This is a genomic window from Microbacterium sp. Leaf351, from assembly GCF_001423825.1.
Lineage (GTDB): Bacteria > Actinomycetota > Actinomycetes > Actinomycetales > Microbacteriaceae > Microbacterium > Microbacterium ginsengisoli.
In genome coordinates, this window is sequence record NZ_LMPK01000036.1 from 88,206 (window position 1) to 105,700 (window position 17,495).

At 69.9% G+C, this 17,495-nt stretch carries 14 protein-coding genes and 2 pseudogenes; 5 read left to right on the forward strand and 11 right to left on the reverse strand.

Annotated elements, in window-relative coordinates:
- Positions 1 to 161: pseudogene (locus ASG00_RS18480) on the reverse strand (division/cell wall cluster transcriptional repressor MraZ); the annotation flags it as partial.
- Between the two features lie 204 nt (positions 162 to 365).
- On the reverse strand, positions 366 to 731 hold the full coding sequence (locus tag ASG00_RS12380; protein ID WP_056209968.1) for a DUF3040 domain-containing protein: 366 nt from the start codon (positions 729 to 731) through the stop codon (positions 366 to 368).
- A gap of 65 nt (positions 732 to 796) precedes the next feature.
- On the opposite strand from ASG00_RS12380, the gene ASG00_RS12385 reads away from it, so the two are divergent.
- A complete protein-coding gene (locus ASG00_RS12385; protein ID WP_056209970.1) occupies positions 797 to 1,879 on the forward strand; it encodes a polyprenyl synthetase family protein in 1,083 nt (360 codons plus the stop codon).
- A 28-nt stretch (positions 1,880 to 1,907) separates the two neighbouring features.
- Here ASG00_RS12385 and ASG00_RS12390 read toward each other — a convergent pair whose 3' ends face one another.
- The gene (locus ASG00_RS12390) at positions 1,908 to 2,258 is read right to left on the reverse strand and encodes an Rv2175c family DNA-binding protein (protein WP_048809147.1); all 351 of its coding nucleotides are present in this window, start codon (positions 2,256 to 2,258) and stop codon (positions 1,908 to 1,910) included.
- A 176-nt stretch (positions 2,259 to 2,434) separates the two neighbouring features.
- Here ASG00_RS12390 and ASG00_RS12395 point away from each other — a divergent pair, with 176 nt between their 5' ends.
- The gene (locus ASG00_RS12395; protein ID WP_056209972.1) at positions 2,435 to 3,415 is read left to right on the forward strand and encodes a LysM peptidoglycan-binding domain-containing protein; all 981 of its coding nucleotides are present in this window, start codon (positions 2,435 to 2,437) and stop codon (positions 3,413 to 3,415) included.
- A gap of 70 nt (positions 3,416 to 3,485) precedes the next feature.
- Positions 3,486 to 5,432, forward strand: a complete 1,947-nt coding sequence (pknB, locus tag ASG00_RS12400) for a Stk1 family PASTA domain-containing Ser/Thr kinase (RefSeq protein ID WP_056209974.1) — start codon at positions 3,486 to 3,488, stop codon at positions 5,430 to 5,432.
- 74 nt (positions 5,433 to 5,506) lie between these two features.
- On the opposite strand, the gene ASG00_RS12405 is transcribed toward pknB, so the two are convergent.
- Together ASG00_RS12405 and ASG00_RS12410 are read right to left on the reverse strand one after the other, a co-directional pair.
- Positions 5,507 to 6,844, reverse strand: coding sequence for a class II 3-deoxy-7-phosphoheptulonate synthase (locus ASG00_RS12405; RefSeq protein WP_045247219.1), 1,338 nt, complete (start codon positions 6,842 to 6,844; stop codon positions 5,507 to 5,509).
- Between the two features lie 4 nt (positions 6,845 to 6,848).
- A complete protein-coding gene (locus ASG00_RS12410; RefSeq protein ID WP_045247218.1) occupies positions 6,849 to 7,571 on the reverse strand; it encodes a lysophospholipid acyltransferase family protein in 723 nt (240 codons plus the stop codon).
- Positions 7,572 to 7,718: 147 nt separating this feature from the next.
- Between ASG00_RS12410 and ASG00_RS12415 the strand changes: the two genes are divergently transcribed.
- Positions 7,719 to 9,566: an AMP-dependent synthetase/ligase gene (locus ASG00_RS12415; protein ID WP_056209976.1), complete on the forward strand. Its 1,848-nt coding sequence runs from the start codon at positions 7,719 to 7,721 to the stop codon at positions 9,564 to 9,566.
- A gap of 51 nt (positions 9,567 to 9,617) precedes the next feature.
- Here the strand turns inward: ASG00_RS12415 and ASG00_RS12420 are convergent, their stop codons facing one another.
- Genes ASG00_RS12420 through ASG00_RS12430 form a run of 3 tightly spaced genes read right to left on the reverse strand, consistent with a single transcriptional unit; the run spans position 9,618 to position 15,031 of the window.
- Entirely contained in the window at positions 9,618 to 10,109 is a 492-nt protein-coding gene (locus ASG00_RS12420; protein WP_045247216.1) for a peptide deformylase, read from the reverse strand.
- Between the two features lie 3 nt (positions 10,110 to 10,112).
- Complete coding sequence (locus tag ASG00_RS12425) at positions 10,113 to 11,573, reverse strand: MinD/ParA family ATP-binding protein (RefSeq protein WP_056209977.1); 1,461 nt, start codon at positions 11,571 to 11,573, stop codon at positions 10,113 to 10,115.
- Positions 11,574 to 11,623: 50 nt separating this feature from the next.
- Positions 11,624 to 15,031, reverse strand: coding sequence for a pyruvate carboxylase (locus ASG00_RS12430; protein WP_056209979.1), 3,408 nt, complete (start codon positions 15,029 to 15,031; stop codon positions 11,624 to 11,626).
- Positions 15,032 to 15,123: 92 nt separating this feature from the next.
- On the opposite strand from ASG00_RS12430, the gene ASG00_RS12435 reads away from it, so the two are divergent.
- Positions 15,124 to 15,933 (forward strand): ParA family protein, encoded by an 810-nt coding sequence (locus ASG00_RS12435; RefSeq protein WP_045247213.1) that lies wholly within the window; start codon positions 15,124 to 15,126, stop codon positions 15,931 to 15,933.
- 107 nt (positions 15,934 to 16,040) lie between these two features.
- On the opposite strand, the gene ASG00_RS12440 is transcribed toward ASG00_RS12435, so the two are convergent.
- From ASG00_RS12440 to ASG00_RS18485, 3 genes and pseudogenes are all read right to left on the reverse strand, one after another.
- Entirely contained in the window at positions 16,041 to 16,583 is a 543-nt protein-coding gene (locus ASG00_RS12440; RefSeq protein WP_045247212.1) for a MerR family transcriptional regulator, read from the reverse strand.
- Positions 16,584 to 16,680: 97 nt separating this feature from the next.
- Complete coding sequence (gene ftsR, locus ASG00_RS12445) at positions 16,681 to 17,370, reverse strand: transcriptional regulator FtsR (protein WP_045247211.1); 690 nt, start codon at positions 17,368 to 17,370, stop codon at positions 16,681 to 16,683.
- Positions 17,370 to 17,495: pseudogene (locus ASG00_RS18485) on the reverse strand (FHA domain-containing protein); the annotation flags it as partial. The gene ftsR and the pseudogene ASG00_RS18485, both read right to left, overlap by 1 nt.

Below are 17,495 nucleotides of genomic sequence, written 5' to 3' on the forward strand. Positions count from 1 at the left end.
CGCTCGTGGATGCGCTCGAACTCGACCTCGGCGAAGACGTACAGGCAGCGCTCCTGTCCGCGGGTGATCACGACTCCCGCCCCGAGGTCGTCGCGGAACTTTGCGGGGAGGATCACGCGGCCCTTCTCGTCGAGTTTGGGCGTGTGGGTGCCGAGAAGCATCGGAGCGGCACCCCCTTCGTCCGGCCAGCGAAGAATTTTGCCCCACTTTACTCCACTGTCCTCCACTTCACTACCCAATTCGGCCTCGATATGGGCGAGCACTCCCCCGGCGTCGACAGCGGCATCGCCGGACGTGTGCGGCATCCGATCTGCGGGCACAAAAAAACACCGACCCTCGCGGGTCGGTGTTTCAGTGGATCGGGATCAGCTGCCCTGCTGGCGGCGATCCCATCGATCGTTCATGCGGTCCATGAAGGAGCGCCCGCTCTGTCGCGGGGTGGCGGCCGAGGGACGGCTCGCGCGCACGCGCCCGGCTCGCGTCGGAGTCACGGCGAGGATGACCCCCGCGAGCATGACAGCGAAGCCGATGACGCCGATCACGATGAGCTGGGTCGAGACACCCGCGACGACACCGCCGAGGCCGACCACGAACAGGAGCACACCGATCACGATGTTGCGATAGCTCAGCGAACGCGCACCGCCGCCGGCCGTGACGACATCGGCGTCGTTGCTCATGAGATGGCGTTCCATCTCGTCGAGAAGACGCTGCTCCTGCTCGGAAAGAGGCATCGGAACCCCCTGTAGGTGAAAGTCACCGCGATTCTACGCGGCGTGGCGATCACTAGGCTAGGCCCGTGTCGAGCAGCACGGAGGCGATCGCGGCGGTTTCCCAGCGACTGGAGAAGTTCCTCCTCACGCAGGCAGAGGAGCTGAGCGGGTGGGGCGACGAGGCGCAGACTCTCCACGACGTCGCGGTCGGCGCCCTCCGCGGCGGGAAGCGGCTTCGCGCACGTTTCCTCCTCGCCGGGTTCCGCGCCTGCGGCGGCACCGCTGAGCGCGCGGACGCCGCCACCTCCGTCGCGGCCGCGCTCGAGGTGTTCCATGCCGCCGCCCTCGTGCACGACGACGTGATCGACAACTCCGACACACGCCGTGGACAGCCCGCGGCGCACCGCGCCCTGGCGGGCGCCCACGCGGCATCCGGCTGGACCGGCGACGCCGAGGCCTTCGGTCGGAACGGCGCCATCCTGCTCGGAGATCTGCTCGTCGCCGGCAGTGACGACCTCGTCGAAGCCGGACTCGAGGGCCTGCCCGCAGCGACGGCCCAGCGCGCCCGCGCGCAATACGCGCAGATGCGCCGCGAGGTCACCGTGGGCCAGTTCCTCGACATCGCCGAAGAGGCAGCCTGGATCACCGCCCCCGCCGACACGCACGCCGAACGAGCCCTGCGGGTGGCCTCGCTGAAGTCCGCGCGCTACAGCGTCGAGCAGCCGCTCCTCATCGGCGCCTCCCTCGCAGACGCCGACACCGCGCAGCGCGCCGCCCTGGCCGCCTTCGGACACCCGGTCGGCATGGCGTTCCAACTGCGTGACGACGTGCTCGGCGTGTTCGGCGACGCCTCCGTGACCGGCAAGCCGGCGGGCGATGACCTGCGCGAAGGCAAGCGCACCGTGCTCGTCGCCTTCGCACGTGAGGCGCTCGACGACGACGGTCGCGCGGCACTGGACGCCACGCTGGGCGACCCGGCGCTCGACGACGCGACCGTGGAGCGCATGCGCCGGGTGCTGGTGGACACCGGCGCCCTCGACCGGGTGGAAGAGCTCATCGCCGGATACATCGCGGATGCCGACCGGGCACTCGCTGCGGCCCCGTTGCGCGTGGACGCGCTCGACGAGCTGCGCGCGCTGGCCGCGGCATCCGCCGACCGCGTGACCTGACGCCTTCCGCGAGCGGGGTCGCCCGGGGTCAGGCGAGGGTCTGGGCGACCCGACGCACCTCGCTCTTCCGGCCCGCCCGCAGCGCCTCGATGGGGGCGATGCCGATCGATTCCTCGGGGGCGAGAAGCCAGTCGATGGCCTCGTCGGCGCTGAAGCCGGCGTCGAGCAGCACGAAGATCGTGCCGCGCAGCGATGCGAGCGGCGCGCCGTCGACGAGGAACAGAGCCGGCACGGCGAGAGGCCCGTTCCGCCGCGATCCGAGGAGGACGTTCTCGTCGAGGAGTCGACGCACGCGGCTGAGCGGTTCACCCAGCATCTCGGCGAGGTCGGGAAGGGTGAGCCATTCCGTCGTGGCGGGTCCTGATGCTGCATCGGTCACTCGTCCACTATCGCATTCCGCTCGCGGCCGCCGCACCGTCCGCCCCGCGCACAGGCGGCCGCGACCCGGACGGCTGTCACATACGCCACATCCGTCCCGATGATTGACTCTCGTCCCAGCCCGTGGGACCGTGGATCGATCTCGCCCCCTCACGGCGGCGGAGGCAGGAGGACGACATGACGCCTCGGCGCGCGACGACCACGATCTCTCCCCTGCGCTGGTGGGCGGTCCCCGCCGTCGTCGGCGGCATCGCCCTCGCGCTCGCTCCTCAGCCTGCGCAGGCCGCGGAGCCGCGCGAGACATCCGGTCCCGTGCTGCCCGACGCCACGCGTGCCGCTGGCACGGTCGCGGCGGCGGCTCGCGCGGCGGCCACCGCGGCGGCAGGCCAAGCCACCGTGACGGTACGGGCCGGCGACACGGTGTGGGCGATCGCCCGACGCCACGGTCTCGACATCGGCGCCGTACTGCGGGCCAACGGACTGGGGTGGCAGTCGATCATCCGGCCCGGCGATGTGCTCGTGCTCCCCGCCCCCGCCGCAACCGTCGCCCCGACGACGACGACGGCGGCGGCGACCCCCGCCCCGACCGCACATACCTACCTCGTACAGCGCGGCGACACCCTCACAGCGATCGCGGCCCGACAGCACACGACCGTCGTCGCCCTGCTCGGCGCGAACGGACTCACCTGGTCGAGCATCATCTACCCCGGCCAGCGCCTGACGATTCCCGCAACGGATGCCGGAGCCACCGGCCTCGACGAGGAGCAGATCGCCAACGCGAGACTCATCATCCGCATCGGCCGAGAGCTGGGCGTTCCCGACCGTGGCATCACGATCGCCCTCGGCACGGCGATGCAGGAGTCCTGGCTGCGAAACCTCGACGGCGGCGATCGCGATTCACGCGGGCTCTTCCAGCAACGACCGAGCACCGGGTGGGGCACCGCGGCACAGGTTGCGGAGCCGGTGTACGCGATCCGCGCCTTCTTCCTCGGCGTCGACGGGCCCTCCGGCCCGCTCACTCGGGGCCTGCTCGACATCCCGGGGTGGCAGAGCATGACATACGCGGATGCCGCGCAGGCCGTGCAGATCTCGGCCTACCCGGACCGCTACGGACGCTGGGAGTCCGCCGCGACGCAGTGGCTTCGGGCCCTCGGCTGACCGACACCAGGTCGCCCGCAGGGGCGAGCCGTTCCCGGGGCTCCCAGGCCGTCGTCCGTAGACTCGATCCGTGAATACGGGCCAGCGCGCGGATCCGCTGATCGGCCGTCTGGTCGACGGCCGGTACCGCGTGCGCGCGCGCATCGCGCGGGGGGGGATGGCGACGGTCTACGTCGCCACCGATCTGCGCTTGGAGCGACGTGTTGCGCTGAAGGTCATGCACGGGCACCTCAGCGACGATGCGGTCTTCCAGAGTCGGTTCATCCAAGAGGCGCGCTCGGCCGCCCGGCTCTCCGACCCGCACGTGGTGAACGTGTTCGACCAGGGGCAGGACGAGGACATGGCGTACCTCGTCATGGAGTACCTGCCCGGGGTGACGCTGCGCGAGCTCATCCGGGATCAGCGCCGCATCGGTGTCGCGCAGGTCGTGACGATCATGGACGCCATCCTGTCGGGACTGGCGGCGGCCCACCGGTCGGGTATCATCCACCGCGACGTGAAGCCCGAGAACGTGCTGCTCGCGGAGGACGGCCGCATCAAGATCGGCGACTTCGGGCTGGCCCGAGCGGCGACCGCGAACACGGCGTCGGGGCAGATGCTGCTCGGCACCATCGCCTACCTGGCACCCGAGCTGGTCACCCGCGGAACGGCGGATGCACGCAGCGACATCTACGCGCTCGGCATCGTGCTGTACGAGATGCTCACCGGCGAGCAGCCGTACAAGGGCGAACAGCCCATGCAGATCGCCTACCAGCACGCGACCGATTCGGTGCCTCGCCCGAGCGCGAAGAACCCCGACGTGCCAGAGCCCCTCGATGAGCTCGTGCTGTGGTCGACCGAACGCGACCCGGAGGCGCGTCCGCGCGACGCCGGTGAGATGCTCGCGCGGCTGCGCGAGATCGAGGCCCAACTGGGCATCGCACCCCAGGTCGCGCGGGCGATCGCCGTCGGCGGACCGACCGTCGCGTACGACGGCCTGGACTCGGGCGAGGTCACGAAGGCGCTTCCCGCCGCGACCGCCGTGCTCACGCCGGCCCGCGGCGTGCCGATCGACAATGCGGCGCTGCTGCGCGCCCGGTCGCGCCGCCGCGCCTCCCGCGGCGGATGGCTCGTCGCACTCGTTCTCGTGCTCGCTCTCGCGGCGGGCGGAACCGGCTGGTGGTTCGGTGCCGGGCCGGGATCGAAGATCGCGATCCGCGATCTGACGAATTTCACGTTCGCGGATGCCTCGACCGCCCTCGGGGCGGACGGGCTCCAGGCCGTCGAATCCGATGTGTTCAGCATCGACGTCGCCTCCGGCCTCGTCGTCGCGACGGAGCCGGGGGCGGGATCCCGCGTCGACAAGAAGAGCACCGTCACCGTGCTCGTCTCCAAAGGTCCCCAACCCCACGACATCCCCGCTCTCGCGGGCCAGCCGCTTGCGACCGCGCAGTCGGCCTTCGCCGCGGCGACCGTCACGCTCGGCGCGACGGCCTACCAGTTCACGCAGAACGATCCCGATACGGTGCTGTCCGTCGCCGTCACACCGCGCGGTGCCTCATCGGCGACCGACTGCAGCAACGGCTGCACGGTGCACGAGGGAGATTCCGCGGTGATCACGGCGTCGAAGGGGCCGGTGCCGGATGTCGCGGGCATGAGCATCACGGATGCCACGACTGCCCTGACCGGCGTGGGCCTCCAGGTCTCGTCGACCCCGGCTCAGGAGTTCAGCGACTCCATCGCATCGGGAACCGTGATCGGCATCGGCAAACGCGGCGGCGGGGGGAACTGGGCGCCGGGAGACACGGTCACCCTCGTCGTGTCGAAGGGTCCGCAGCTCTTCCCCGTTCCCGATGTGACGGGAAAGACCCTCGCGGACGCGAAGCGCATCCTCACGGCCGCCGGTTTCGTGCCCGCCTATGCCCTGTACTGGGATGCGGTTCCGACGATCGCGAAGGTCACGTCGCAGGGCCCCGACAGTACGACCACCCAGCCGAAGGGCACCAAGATCAACCTCGTCCTCAGCCTGACCGGCTAGCGGCGGAACGCCAGGACGCAGAACGAGGGGGTGGATGCCGCGGCATCCACCCCCTCGCTGTCTCTCCGCGAGAGTCAGCGCTTCTCGAGCTCCTCGGCCACGAGGAACGCGAGCTCGAGCGACTGCATGTGGTTCAGGCGCGGGTCGCACAGCGACTCGTAGCGGGTCGCGAGGGTGGCCTCATCGATCTGCTCGGATCCGCCGAGGCATTCGGTGACGTCGTCGCCGGTGAGCTCGACATGGATGCCGCCGGGGAACGTGCCCACCGCGCGGTGCGCCTCGAAGAAGCCGCGCACCTCGTCGACCACGTCGTCGAAGCGACGGGTCTTGTAGCCGTTCTGCGATGTGATGCCGTTGCCGTGCATGGGGTCGGTGACCCAGAGCGGGGTCGCTCCCGAGTCGCGCACGGCTTCGAGCAGCGGCGGCAGCGCGTCGCGGATCTTGCCCGCGCCCATGCGCGTGATGAAGGTGAGGCGTCCGGGCTCCCGCTCGGGGTCGAGCTTGTCGATGAGCGCGAGAGCGGTGTCGGTCGAGGTCGACGGTCCGAGCTTGACCCCGATGGGGTTGCGGATCTTCGAGAAGTAGTCGACGTGTGCGCCGTCGAGATCACGGGTGCGCTCCCCGATCCACAGGAAGTGCGCCGACGTGTTGTACGGCGTGCCCGTGCGGGAGTCGATGCGGGTCATAGGGCGCTCGTAGTCCATGAGCAGACCCTCGTGACCCGTGTAGAACTCGACGCGGCGCAGCTCGTCGAAGTCGGCACCGGCCGCCTCCATGAACTTGATCGCGCGGTCGATCTCGGCGGCGAGACCCTCGTAGCGCTGGTTCGCCGGGTTCTGCGCGAAGCCCTTGTTCCACGAGTGCACCTCGCGCAGGTCGGCGAAGCCTCCCTGCGTGAACGCGCGGATGAGGTTCAGGGTCGAGGCGGCCGTGTGGTAGCCCTTCAGCAGACGCTGCGGGTCGGCGATGCGGGAGGCCTCGGTGAAGTCGTAGCCGTTCACGATGTCGCCGCGGTAGGCGGGCAGTGTCACGCCGCCGCGGGTCTCGTCGTCGCTCGATCGCGGTTTCGCGAACTGACCCGCCATGCGGCCCATCTTCACGACCGGCATCGAGGCGCCGTACGTCAGCACGACCGCCATCTGCAGCACCGTCTTGATGCGGTTGCGGATCTGGTCGGCCGTCGCCCCCGCGAACGTCTCGGCGCAGTCGCCGCCCTGCAGGAGGAAGGCGTTGCCCGATGCCGCCCGCGCGAGACGCTCGCGCAGGAGGTCGACCTCACCGGCGAACACGAGTGGAGGCAGCGACGCGATCTCGTCCGAGACCGCGGCGACGGCATCGGCGTCGGGCCAGGACGGCTGCTGCTTGATGGGAAGCGAACGCCACTGATCGAGGGCGTCGAGCTGCTGGAGCATCCGCTCAGTCTAGTGGCGCGCCCGAGGTGACCGGCTCCGTGTTGCGGGCCTGCTCGAGGCGCTCCTTCACCGCCGACGCGTAGACGTCGTCGTAGCGCTGGCCGCCGATGCGCTGCAGCGCCACCATGATCTCGTCCGTGACCGATCGAAGCACGTAGCGGTCGTCCGACAGCCCGGCGAACCGGGTGAAGTCGAGGGGCTCGCCGATGACGACCCCTACACGCCCGATGCGCGGAATTCGCCGCCCGATCGGCTGGATCGCGTCGGTGTCGACCATGACGACGGGGATGACGGGCACCCCGGCTTCGAGCGCCATGCGGGCGATTCCGGTGCGACCCCGGTAAAGGATGCCGTTCGGACTGCGGGTGCCCTCGGGGTAGATGCCGAGCAGGTCTCCACGCCCGAGCACCTGGAGACCGGTGTTGAGGGATGCCTCGGATGCCTTGCCGCCCGATCGGTCGATCGGGATCTGCCCGGTGGCCTTGAAGAACATCTTCGTCGCCCACCCCTTCAGACCTCTGCCCGTGAAGTAGTCGCTCTTGGCGAGGAAGCTCATCGGGCGGTCGATCATGAGCGGCAGGAAGATCGAATCGGCGAACGAGAGGTGGTTGCTCGCCAGGATGGCCGCGCCGCGTGCGGGGATGTTGCTGCGGCCCACGACCCAGGGTCGGAAGATCGCCTTGATGACCGGACCGATCACCACGTACTTCATGAACCAATAGAACACGCGGGATCCCTTCGCGTACGCTCAGGGGAAGCAGTCTACAAGCGAGCGCATCCCCCCGATCGTGCCGCCCGTGTCAGTGAGACTCGGTCTCGCGCAAATGTAGACTGAGTTTCAGCACGAGCAACCGGTATCGAAGGAGCTGCCGCCATGAGCACTGTCGCCGCAACGGCCGAGGTCTACACCCCTCCGCTGGTCACCCCGGACCCCGACGCGAACATCACCGACCTGCTGGAGCAGCGGGTCGCCAAGGACCCGAAGGGCGCCCTGTTCGCCGTACCCGACGGATCCGGCGGGTGGCGCGACATCGCCACCGCGGAGTTCCGCCGCCAGGTGGTCGAGCTCGCGAAGGGATTCGTCGCCGTGGGCATCCAGCCCGGCGAGAAGGTGGGCTTCCTCGCGAAGACGACCTACGAGTGGACACTCGTCGACTTCGCCCTCTTCTACGCGGGCGCGGTCATGGTGCCGATCTACGAGACGAGCTCTGCGAGCCAGATCCAATGGATCCTGTCCAACTCGGAGGCGATCGCCTGCCTCGTCGAGTCCGCCGATCATCAGGCAAAGCTCGACGAGATCGCCGGCGACCTCCCCCTCGTGCGCGCCACCTGGCAGATCGAGAGGGGCGCGCTCGACACCCTCCGCCGCGAGGGCGCCGGCGTCGCCGACGAGGAGATCGAGCGCCGCCGCGGCCTCGCGGTCGGCTCCGACATCGCCACCCTCATCTACACATCCGGCTCGACCGGCCGCCCGAAGGGCTGCGTGCTCACGCACAGCAACTTCGTCGAGCTCGCCCGCAACGCGACCCAGTCGCTCGAGAACGTGGTCACGACCGAGGGCGCCTCGACCGTGCTGTTCATCACGACCGCACACGTGTTCGCCCGGTTCATCTCGGTGATCAACATCCACGCCGGCGTGAAGACGGGCCACCAGCCCGACACCTCGAAGCTCATCGACGCGCTCGGCTCGTTCAAGCCCACGTTCCTGCTCGCGGTCCCCCGCGTGTTCGAGAAGGTCTACAACTCGGCCGAGCAGGTCGCCGAGTCGGGCGGCAAGGGCAAGATCTTCCGCGCCGCGGCGGCCGTCGGCATCCAGTACGCCAAGGCTCGTCAGGCAGGAGAGAAGATCCCGTTCTCGCTGCGGGTGAAGTTCCGTCTCTTCGACCGCCTCGTCTTCGCGAAGCTGCGTGAGCGCATGGGCGGCAACATCCAGTACGCCATCTCGGGGTCGGCGCCCCTCGGCGAGCGGCTCGGCTACTTCTTCGCCGCGCTCGGCGTGAAGATCCTCGAGGGGTATGGACTCACCGAGACCACCGCCCCCGCCACCGTGAACACCCCCGACCGCATCAAGATCGGCACGGTCGGCCCCGTGCTCCCGGGAGTCGGCGTGCGCATCGCCGAGGACGGCGAGATCGAGGTGCGCGGCATCGACGTGTTCAAGGAGTACTGGCGCAACCCCGAGGCGACCGCCGAGGCGTTCGACGGCGAGTGGTTCCGCACGGGCGACATCGGTGAACTGGACGCCGACGGCTTCCTGAAGATCACCGGCCGCAAGAAGGAGATCATCGTCACGGCGGGCGGCAAGAACGTGGCGCCGGCCGCACTCGAAGACCCCATCCGGGCGAACATCCTGGTCAGCCAGGTCGTCGTCGTCGGCGATCAGAAGCCGTTCATCGCCGCACTCGTCACCCTCGACCCCGAGATGCTGCCGACGTGGGCCGCGAACAACGGACTTCCGACCGACCTCACGCTCGCACAGGCTGCCGAGAACCCCAAGGTGCGCGACGAGGTGCAGAAGGCGATCGACCGGGCGAACCAGGGCGTCTCGCGGGCCGAGTCGATCCGCAAGTTCACGATCCTGCCCACCGAGTGGACCGAGGCGAGCGGACACCTCACGCCGAAGCTCTCGATCAAGCGCAACGTGATCCTCTCGGACTTCGCCGACGAGATCCGCGCTCTCTACGAGGTGCCCGTCAACACCACCAACGTCTCACTGCGCTGACGCGGCGGGACGCGGCATCCGATCCGCGGGAGCGACCACTGACCGAAAGCGTCAGAACCAGTCGCTCTCGCGGATCTCGCGCATCGCCACCCGGCGGGTGGTCGGCTCGAGCCGGTCGAGATAGAGCATGCCGTCGAGATGATCGGTCTCGTGCTGCAGCGCCTGGGCCATGAGACCGTCACCCTCGAGCACGATCTCGGCGCCGTCGAGCCCGATGCCGACGACCTTCGCGTGCGGATAGCGCAGCACGTCGTGCCACAAGCCCGGCACGGACAGGCACCCCTCGCCGGTCAGCACGGGCTCCCCCGCCACCTCCACGAGCACCGGGTTGAGCACGTAGCCGATCTCGCCGTCCACGTTGTAGCTGAACGCCCGCACGCCGACACCGATCTGCGGCGCGGCGACCCCCGCCCGCCCCGGCAGCTGCACGGTGTCGATCAGGTCGCGCACGAGCGCCTCGGTGCCCTCGTCGATCTCGCCGACGGGCGCGCTGACGCTCTTCAGAACCGGGTCGCCGAAGACCCGGATGCCTCGTACCGCCACGGTTCAGGCGACCTTCGAGACCGACCGCAGCCCCTCGACGACCGATGCGGCGAGCAGGCGCGCGGCCTGACGGGTGGCGGGCAGCAGCTCGCGGAAGGAGATCGGTCCGCCGACGGCGATGGCCGGGTCGTAGGGCACCCGCACGACGTCGCGCACACGGGAGCGGAAGTGCGCCTCGAGCTCGGCTTCCCTCACGGCGGACGCGCCCGGACGGGACGCGTTGATGACGACGACGGCACGGCGCACGAGATCTGCGTATCCGTTGGTCTCGAGCCACGTAAGCGTCTCGCTCGCGAGGCGCGCCTCGTCGACGCTGAGACCGGCGACGATCACGAGACCGTCCGCGAGGTCGAGGGTCGCCCCCATCACCTCGTGCACGATTCCGGTGCCGGTGTCGGTGAGCACGACCGAGTAGTAGTGCGCGGCGAGAGTCGCGACATCCCGATAGTCGGCGTCGTTGAAGGCGTCGGAGACGCGCGGGTCGGCGTCGGAAGCGAGCACATCGAGGCGGGTCTCGTCGCGCGCGACGATCGAGGAGATCTCGTTGAAGCCGCTCACGACGGCTCCGGCGCGCGCAAGATCACGCACGGTCTTGCCGCTGGGGCGTCCGATGCGCTCCGCGAGAGTGCCGCGGTCGGGGTTCGCGTCGACGGCGATCACACGGTCGTCGCGTGCCGATGCGAGTGCCATGCCGAGCAGCGTCGTCACGGTCGTCTTGCCGACCCCGCCCTTGCGCGACAGCACGGCGACGAATCGCGCACGACCTGAGAGCGGCGCGGCGATCTTCTGGTCGAGCTCCTTGCGGGCGCGGGCGCGACGGTTGTCGCCGAGATTGATGCGGCGGCCCGACAGCGCGAACACGAGCGAAGGCCACAGGCCCTCGGGCTCGGGGCGCGCCACCTTGACGTTCTCGAGCAGGCGGTCGGCGCTGAGCAGATCGGATGTCCCGCGGTCGCCGGCGACCTCGCCCGCGCGGCGGGCGACCAGCTGCACCGGGTCGGTGGTGCGACGGGGTTCGCTCACGGCGACGGCGGCGACCGCCGCGGCGACGGGAGCTGCCGAGTCGGTGGCGGCTACGGGAGCCGGCACGGGGACGTCGATCACCTCGGGCGTCGAGTCGATCACGGCGTCGTCGGTCGTCTCGTCGGGCACGGGGGTCTCCTCGTCGTCGACGGGGCTCTCCTGGTCGTCGATCTCGTCGCCGTCACGCTCGTCGTCGTCTGCCGCACCGTCATCGATGACCTCCGCGGCGATCGTCACCTCGATCTCGTCTCCGTCGTCGACGAGTTCACCCGATCCGTCGTCGTCGAGCTCGTCGTCGTCGGTCGATGCGGGCAGCACGATGGTGACCTGCGCGGTCTGGCTGCTGAACAGGTCGAGATTGGATGCGTCGATGCTGACGGGGGCCGCGACGACGTCATCGTCGCCGTCGTCGCGGGATGCCGGATCCGTGCGTTCGGTCATGAGTTCTGGGGCTCCTGGCGTCACAGGGACGGTGCCACGCCTCCCCCAGGCTAGTGCGCGGGCCGGATCACGACCAAAAGGTCTCCCGCGTCGACCTGCGCGGTCGGGGCGATGACGATCCGCTCCACCACGCCCTCGATCGGCGCCGTGATGCCCGCCTCCATCTTCATCGCCTCGATGGATGCCACGGGCTGCCCGGCCTCGACGCGGTCGCCGACGGCGGTCTTGATCGTGACGACGCCGGAGAACGGCGCGGCGATCTGACCGGGCTTGGTCGTGTCCGCCTTCTCCGCCTGACGGGTCTCGACGGTGATGCTGCGATCCCGCACGAACACGGGGCGCAGCTGGCCGTTCAGGGTCGTCATGACCGTGCGCATGCCCTTGTCGTCGGCCTCGCCGATGGCCTCGAGTCCGACGAAGAGCTTGACGCCGCGATCGATGTCGACCGCATGCTCCTCGCCGGCCGCGAGGCCGTAGAGGTAGCCGGTGGTGTCGAGCACGCTGAGGTCCCCGAACACCTCCCGGGTCTGGGCGAACGCGCGAGTGGGTGCCGGGAACAGCAGCCGGTTGAGGGTCTGGCGGCGTTCGGCCGCGTCGCCGTTGAGCGCGCGCTCGTCGTCGACGCTGAGCGGGGTGAGAGAGATGTCGACGGTGCGTCCGGCGAGCACCTTAGAGCGGAAGGGCTCGGGCCAGCCGCCCGGCAGATCGCCGAGCTCGCCCGCCATGAAGCCCACGACCGAATCGGGGATGTCGTAGCGCTGCGGGTTCTCCTCGAAGTCGGCCGGGTCGGCCTTCACGGCCGCGAGGTGCAGCGCGAGATCGCCCACGACCTTCGACGAGGGGGTGACCTTCGGCACGCGCCCGAGGATGCGGTTGGCGGCCGCGTACATGTCCTCGATGAGTTCGAAGTCGTCGGCGAGCCCCAGGGCGATCGCCTGCTGACGGAGGTTGGAGAGCTGGCCGCCTGGGATCTCGTGGTGGTAGACGCGGCCGGTCGGCGAGGGAAGGCCCGACTCGAACGGCTTGTAGAGGTGCCGGACGGCCTCCCAGTAGGGCTCGAGGCTCCCCACCGCGTCGAGGTCGAGTCCCGTGTCGCGCTCGGTGTGGGCGAGCGCCGCGACCAGCGACGACAACGACGGCTGGCTGGTGGTGCCCGACATGGGCGCGGCCGCCGCGTCGACGGCGTCGGCTCCGGCGGCGCTGGCGGCGAGGAGGGTCGCGAGCTGCCCGCCGGCGGTGTCGTGGGTGTGCACGTGCACGGGCAGATCGAACCGGTCGCGCAGCGCGGAGACGAGCTTCGCTGCGGCCGCGGGCCGCAGCAGCCCCGCCATGTCCTTGATCGCGAGCACGTGAGCGCCCGCGGCGACGATCTCGTCGGCGAGGGACAGGTAGTAGTCGAGCGTGTAGAGGTCCTCGGCGGGGTCGAGCAGGTCGCCGGTGTAGCACACGGCCACTTCCGCGATCGCAGCGCCGGTCTCGAGCACGGCCTCGATCGCGGGGCGCATCTGCGCGACGTCGTTGAGCGCGTCGAAGATGCGGAAGATGTCCACCCCGCTGCGCGCCGCCTCGGCGACGAACGCGGAGGTCACCTCGGTGGGGTACGGCGTGTAGCCGACCGTGTTGCGGCCGCGCAGCAGCATCTGGATGGCCACGTTGGGCAGTGCGGTGCGCAGCTTGTCGAGGCGCTCCCACGGGTCTTCGCCGAGGAACCGCAGCGCGACGTCATAGGTGGCACCGCCCCAGGCCTCGACCGAGAGCAGCTGCGGAGTGAGACGCGCGACGTAGGGCGCCACCGCGACCAGGTCCTTCGTGCGCACCCGCGTCGCGAGCAGCGACTGGTGGGCGTCGCGGAAGGTCGTGTCCGTCACGGCGAGGGCGGTCTGGGCACGCAGCGCCGCGGCGAACCCGGCGGGACCGAGCTCCTGCAGGCGCTGACGGGATCCGGGCGCGGCATCCGTCGTCAGATCGATCGTCGGGAGCTTGAACCGCGGCTCGATCGTGAGGGGGTTCTCGCCGTTCGGCTTGTTCACCGTGACATCGACGAGCCAGTTGAGGATCTTCGTGCCGCGGTCCTTCGATTCGCGCCCGCGCAGCAGCTGCGGGCGCTCATCGATGAAGGAGGTGCTGACATCCCCGGCGACGAACGACGCGTCGTCGAGCACCGCCTGCAGGAACGGGATGTTGGTGGCGACGCCGCGGATACGGAACTCCGCCAGCGCGCGCCGGGCGCGGCTCACGGCGGCACCGAAATCCCGGCCGCGGCACGTGAGCTTCGCCAGCATCGAGTCGAAGTGAGGACTCACCTGCGAGCCGGCGGCGGTCGTGCCGCCGTCGAGACGGATGCCGGCACCACCCGGCGAGCGGTAGGTCGTGATCGTGCCCGTGTCGGGCCGGAAGCCCTGCGTGGGGTCCTCGGTCGTGATGCGGCACTGCAGCGCCGCGCCGCGCAGGCGGATGTCGCTCTGCTCGAGTCCGAGCTCGGCGAGCGACTGGCCCGCCGCGACGCGGATCTGCGTCTGCACGAGGTCGACGTCGGTGACCTCCTCGGTCACCGTGTGCTCCACCTGGATGCGCGGGTTCATCTCGATGAAGACGACCTCTCCCGTGCGGGGGCCGGCGGTCTCGAGCAGGAACTCGACAGTGCCCGCGTTCTCGTACCCGATCGACCGGGCGAACGCGATCGCGTGGGCGTGCAGCTGCTGCCGAATCTCGTCGTCGAGGTTCGGGGCAGGAGCGATCTCGATGACCTTCTGGTGGCGGCGCTGCACCGAGCAGTCGCGCTCGAACAGGTGAACGGTCTCGCCCGTCTTGTCGGCGAGCACCTGCACCTCGACGTGACGGGGGCGCTGCACCGCCTGCTCGAGGAACATGCGCGGGTCGCCGAACGCGCTCTGCGCCTCGCGCATCGCCTCGGCGAGGGCGGGGGCGAGCTCTTCGGGCTTCTCGACGCGACGCATGCCACGCCCACCGCCTCCGGCCACGGCCTTCGCGAAGATGGGGAATCCGATGTCGGCGGCCTGAGCGACGAGGGCGTCGACGTCGTCGGATGCCTCGGTCGAGCGCAGCACCGGCACGCCGGCCGCGATCGCGTGCTCCTTCGCGGTGACCTTGTTGCCCGCCATCTCGAGGACGGATGCGGGCGGGCCGATGAAGGCGATGCCGTGGGCAGCCGCCTTCTCGGCGAGCTCGGGGTTCTCGGAGAGGAATCCGTAGCCGGGGTAGATCGCGTCGGCGCCGCACTCCAGGGCGACCCGGATGATCTCGTCGACGTCGAGGTAGGCGCGCACGGGGTGCCCGATCTCCCCGATCTGATAGGCCTCGTCGGCCTTCAGGCGATGCAGGGAGTTGCGATCCTCATAGGGGAAGACCGCCACGGTGCGGGCGCCGACCTCGTAGGCGGCACGGAAAGCTCGGATCGCGATCTCGCCCCGGTTGGCGACAAGGATCTTCTGGAACATCAGACCTCTTCGTGTGTCGCGGCATCGAGCGCATCGCGGGGACTCTCTGCCTGAGTGTGCTCACAGCCTAGGGGACGGTAACGTAGACCTCCGTGCACGTGCTCTCCGTCAGCTCCCTCAAGGGCGGCGTGGGTAAGACCACCGTGACGCTCGGTCTCGCGTCAGCCGCCTTCGCGCGGGGTGTGCGAACCCTCGTCGTCGATCTCGACCCGCAATCCGACGTGTCCACAGGTATGGACATCCAGGTCGCGGGTCGCCTCAACATCGCCGATGTCCTGGCCAACCCCAAAGAGAAGGTCGTCCGTCAGGCGATCACCTCGAGCGGGTGGGCGAAGGTGCATCCCGGCACGATCGACGTGCTCATCGGAAGCCCGTCGGCCATCAACTTCGACGGCCCGCACCCCAGCGTGCGCGACGTCTGGAAGCTCGAAGAGGCCCTCGCCGCCGTCGAGGCCGACTACGACCTCGTGCTCGTCGACTGCGCCCCGTCGCTGAACGCCCTCACGCGCACCGCGTGGGCGGCGAGCGACCGCGTCATCGTCGTCACGGAGCCGGGCCTGTTCTCCGTTGCTGCCGCCGACCGCGCACTGCGCGCCATCGAGGAGATCCGCCGGGGCCTCTCCCCCCGCCTCCAGCCGCTCGGCATCGTGGTCAACCGGGTGCGCCCGCAGTCGATCGAGCACCAGTTCCGCATCAAGGAGCTGCGCGACATGTTCGGTCCGCTCGTGCTCACCCCGCAGCTGCCCGAGCGCACCTCTCTGCAGCAGGCGCAGGGCGCGGCGAAGCCGCTGCACATCTGGCCCGGAGATTCCGCACAGGAGCTCGCAGCCGACTTCGACTCGCTGCTCGACCGCGTCATGCGTGCCGGTCGCATCCCGACGCCGGGTGACGCGACCGTCTGAGTCCGCCGACGACACCGCCCGTCGCATCGTGAACGGACGGCCGGCGATCTCTGCGCGGGCGCGCGGATGAGGCATCCGCTCTCACGGATGCGGCGACGACCCCGCGCTCAGGCCGAGCGCTGCGCGCGACGTGCGGCGAGCTCGTCCGCCGGGTCCGGCGCCTGCGGATCGAAGTCGAGCAGAGTCGACTCGACCTCGTGCAGCACCTTGCCGACGGCGATGCCGAACACACCCTGGCCGCGGCTGACGAGGTCGATGACCTCGTCGTTCGACGTGCAGAGGTAGACCGAGGCGCCGTCGCTCATGAGCGTGGTGCCGGCGAGATCGCGGATGCCGGCAGCTCGCAGCTGCTCGACGGCGGTGCGGATCTGCTGCAGCGAGATGCCGGTGTCGAGCAGGCGCTTGACGAGCTTGAGAACCAGGATGTCGCGGAAGCCGTAGAGGCGCTGCGACCCCGATCCGGTGGCGCTGCGCACAGTGGGCTCGACGAGCTCGGTGCGGGCCCAGTAGTCGAGCTGACGATAGGTGATGCCGGCCGCGCGCGCAGCCACGGCGCCGCGGTAGCCGACCTCGTCATCCATCGCGGGGAGGCCGTCGGTGAACAGCAGGCCCTCCGAGAAGGTGCCACCGATGGGTTCGCCAGCGTTCATGCTCGCGTCCTCCTTCTGCTGTTCGGGTGATTCCACGCTAGAGGAGCGACCCGGCCCGAGCAACGACATCCGAAGTTCGGGCCCCGGCGTGTCGCACTCAGATCCCGAGTTCGTCGAGTCCGCGTCGAACGAGCGCCGAGCGCACTTCGTCGAGTCGACGGGCCAGCTCCGGCGCCGCCTCGCCTGCGCGTCCGCGTGCGCTCGCATCGGTGCGGTGCAGCAGCGGCGCGAGCGCCGATTCGATGAGCGCGATGTCCCGCTTGGCTCCCTGCATGAGCGCGCGCAGGTGACGCGGGCCGATGCCGTGTCGGTCGAGGCCGACGAGCGATCGCAGCATGGTCAGCGCGCGGTCGTCGAAGGGGTCCGCCGGCGGGATCAGGCCCGTGGTCACGGCGTCGTTGAGCAGCTGCGCCGGAGCCCCGGCTTCGCGCAGCAGTTCGTCGCGCCGGTAGCGGCGGGCCGGGGTCACGATCGCGGACGGGACGCTCACCGGGATCTCAGGGGTGCGACCGGCGTCGAGATCGTCGAGGTAGTCGCGGATGACGCTCAGAGGCAGGTAGTGATCCCGCTGCAGCGTCAACGCGAGACGCACGCGTTCGACATCGGATGCCGCGAACTTGCGGTATCCGCTGTCGGTGCGGCGCGGCGCGACGATTCCCTGCATCTCGAGGAAGCGGAGCTTGCTCGACGACAGCGACGGGAAATCAGGAGCGAGTCGCGCGAGCACCTGGCCGATGCTCAGAAGCCCGCTCGGCGCACTGCTCGAGCGGGAGGCGCCGACCGGCATCACGCCTCCGGCGCGGCGGCCAGATCGGCGGGCGAGCCGAAGAAGTTGAGTCGGAACTTTCCGATGCGCACCTCGTCGCCGTTCGCGAGTGTCGCGCGGTCCACCCGCTCGCCGTCGACGTAGGT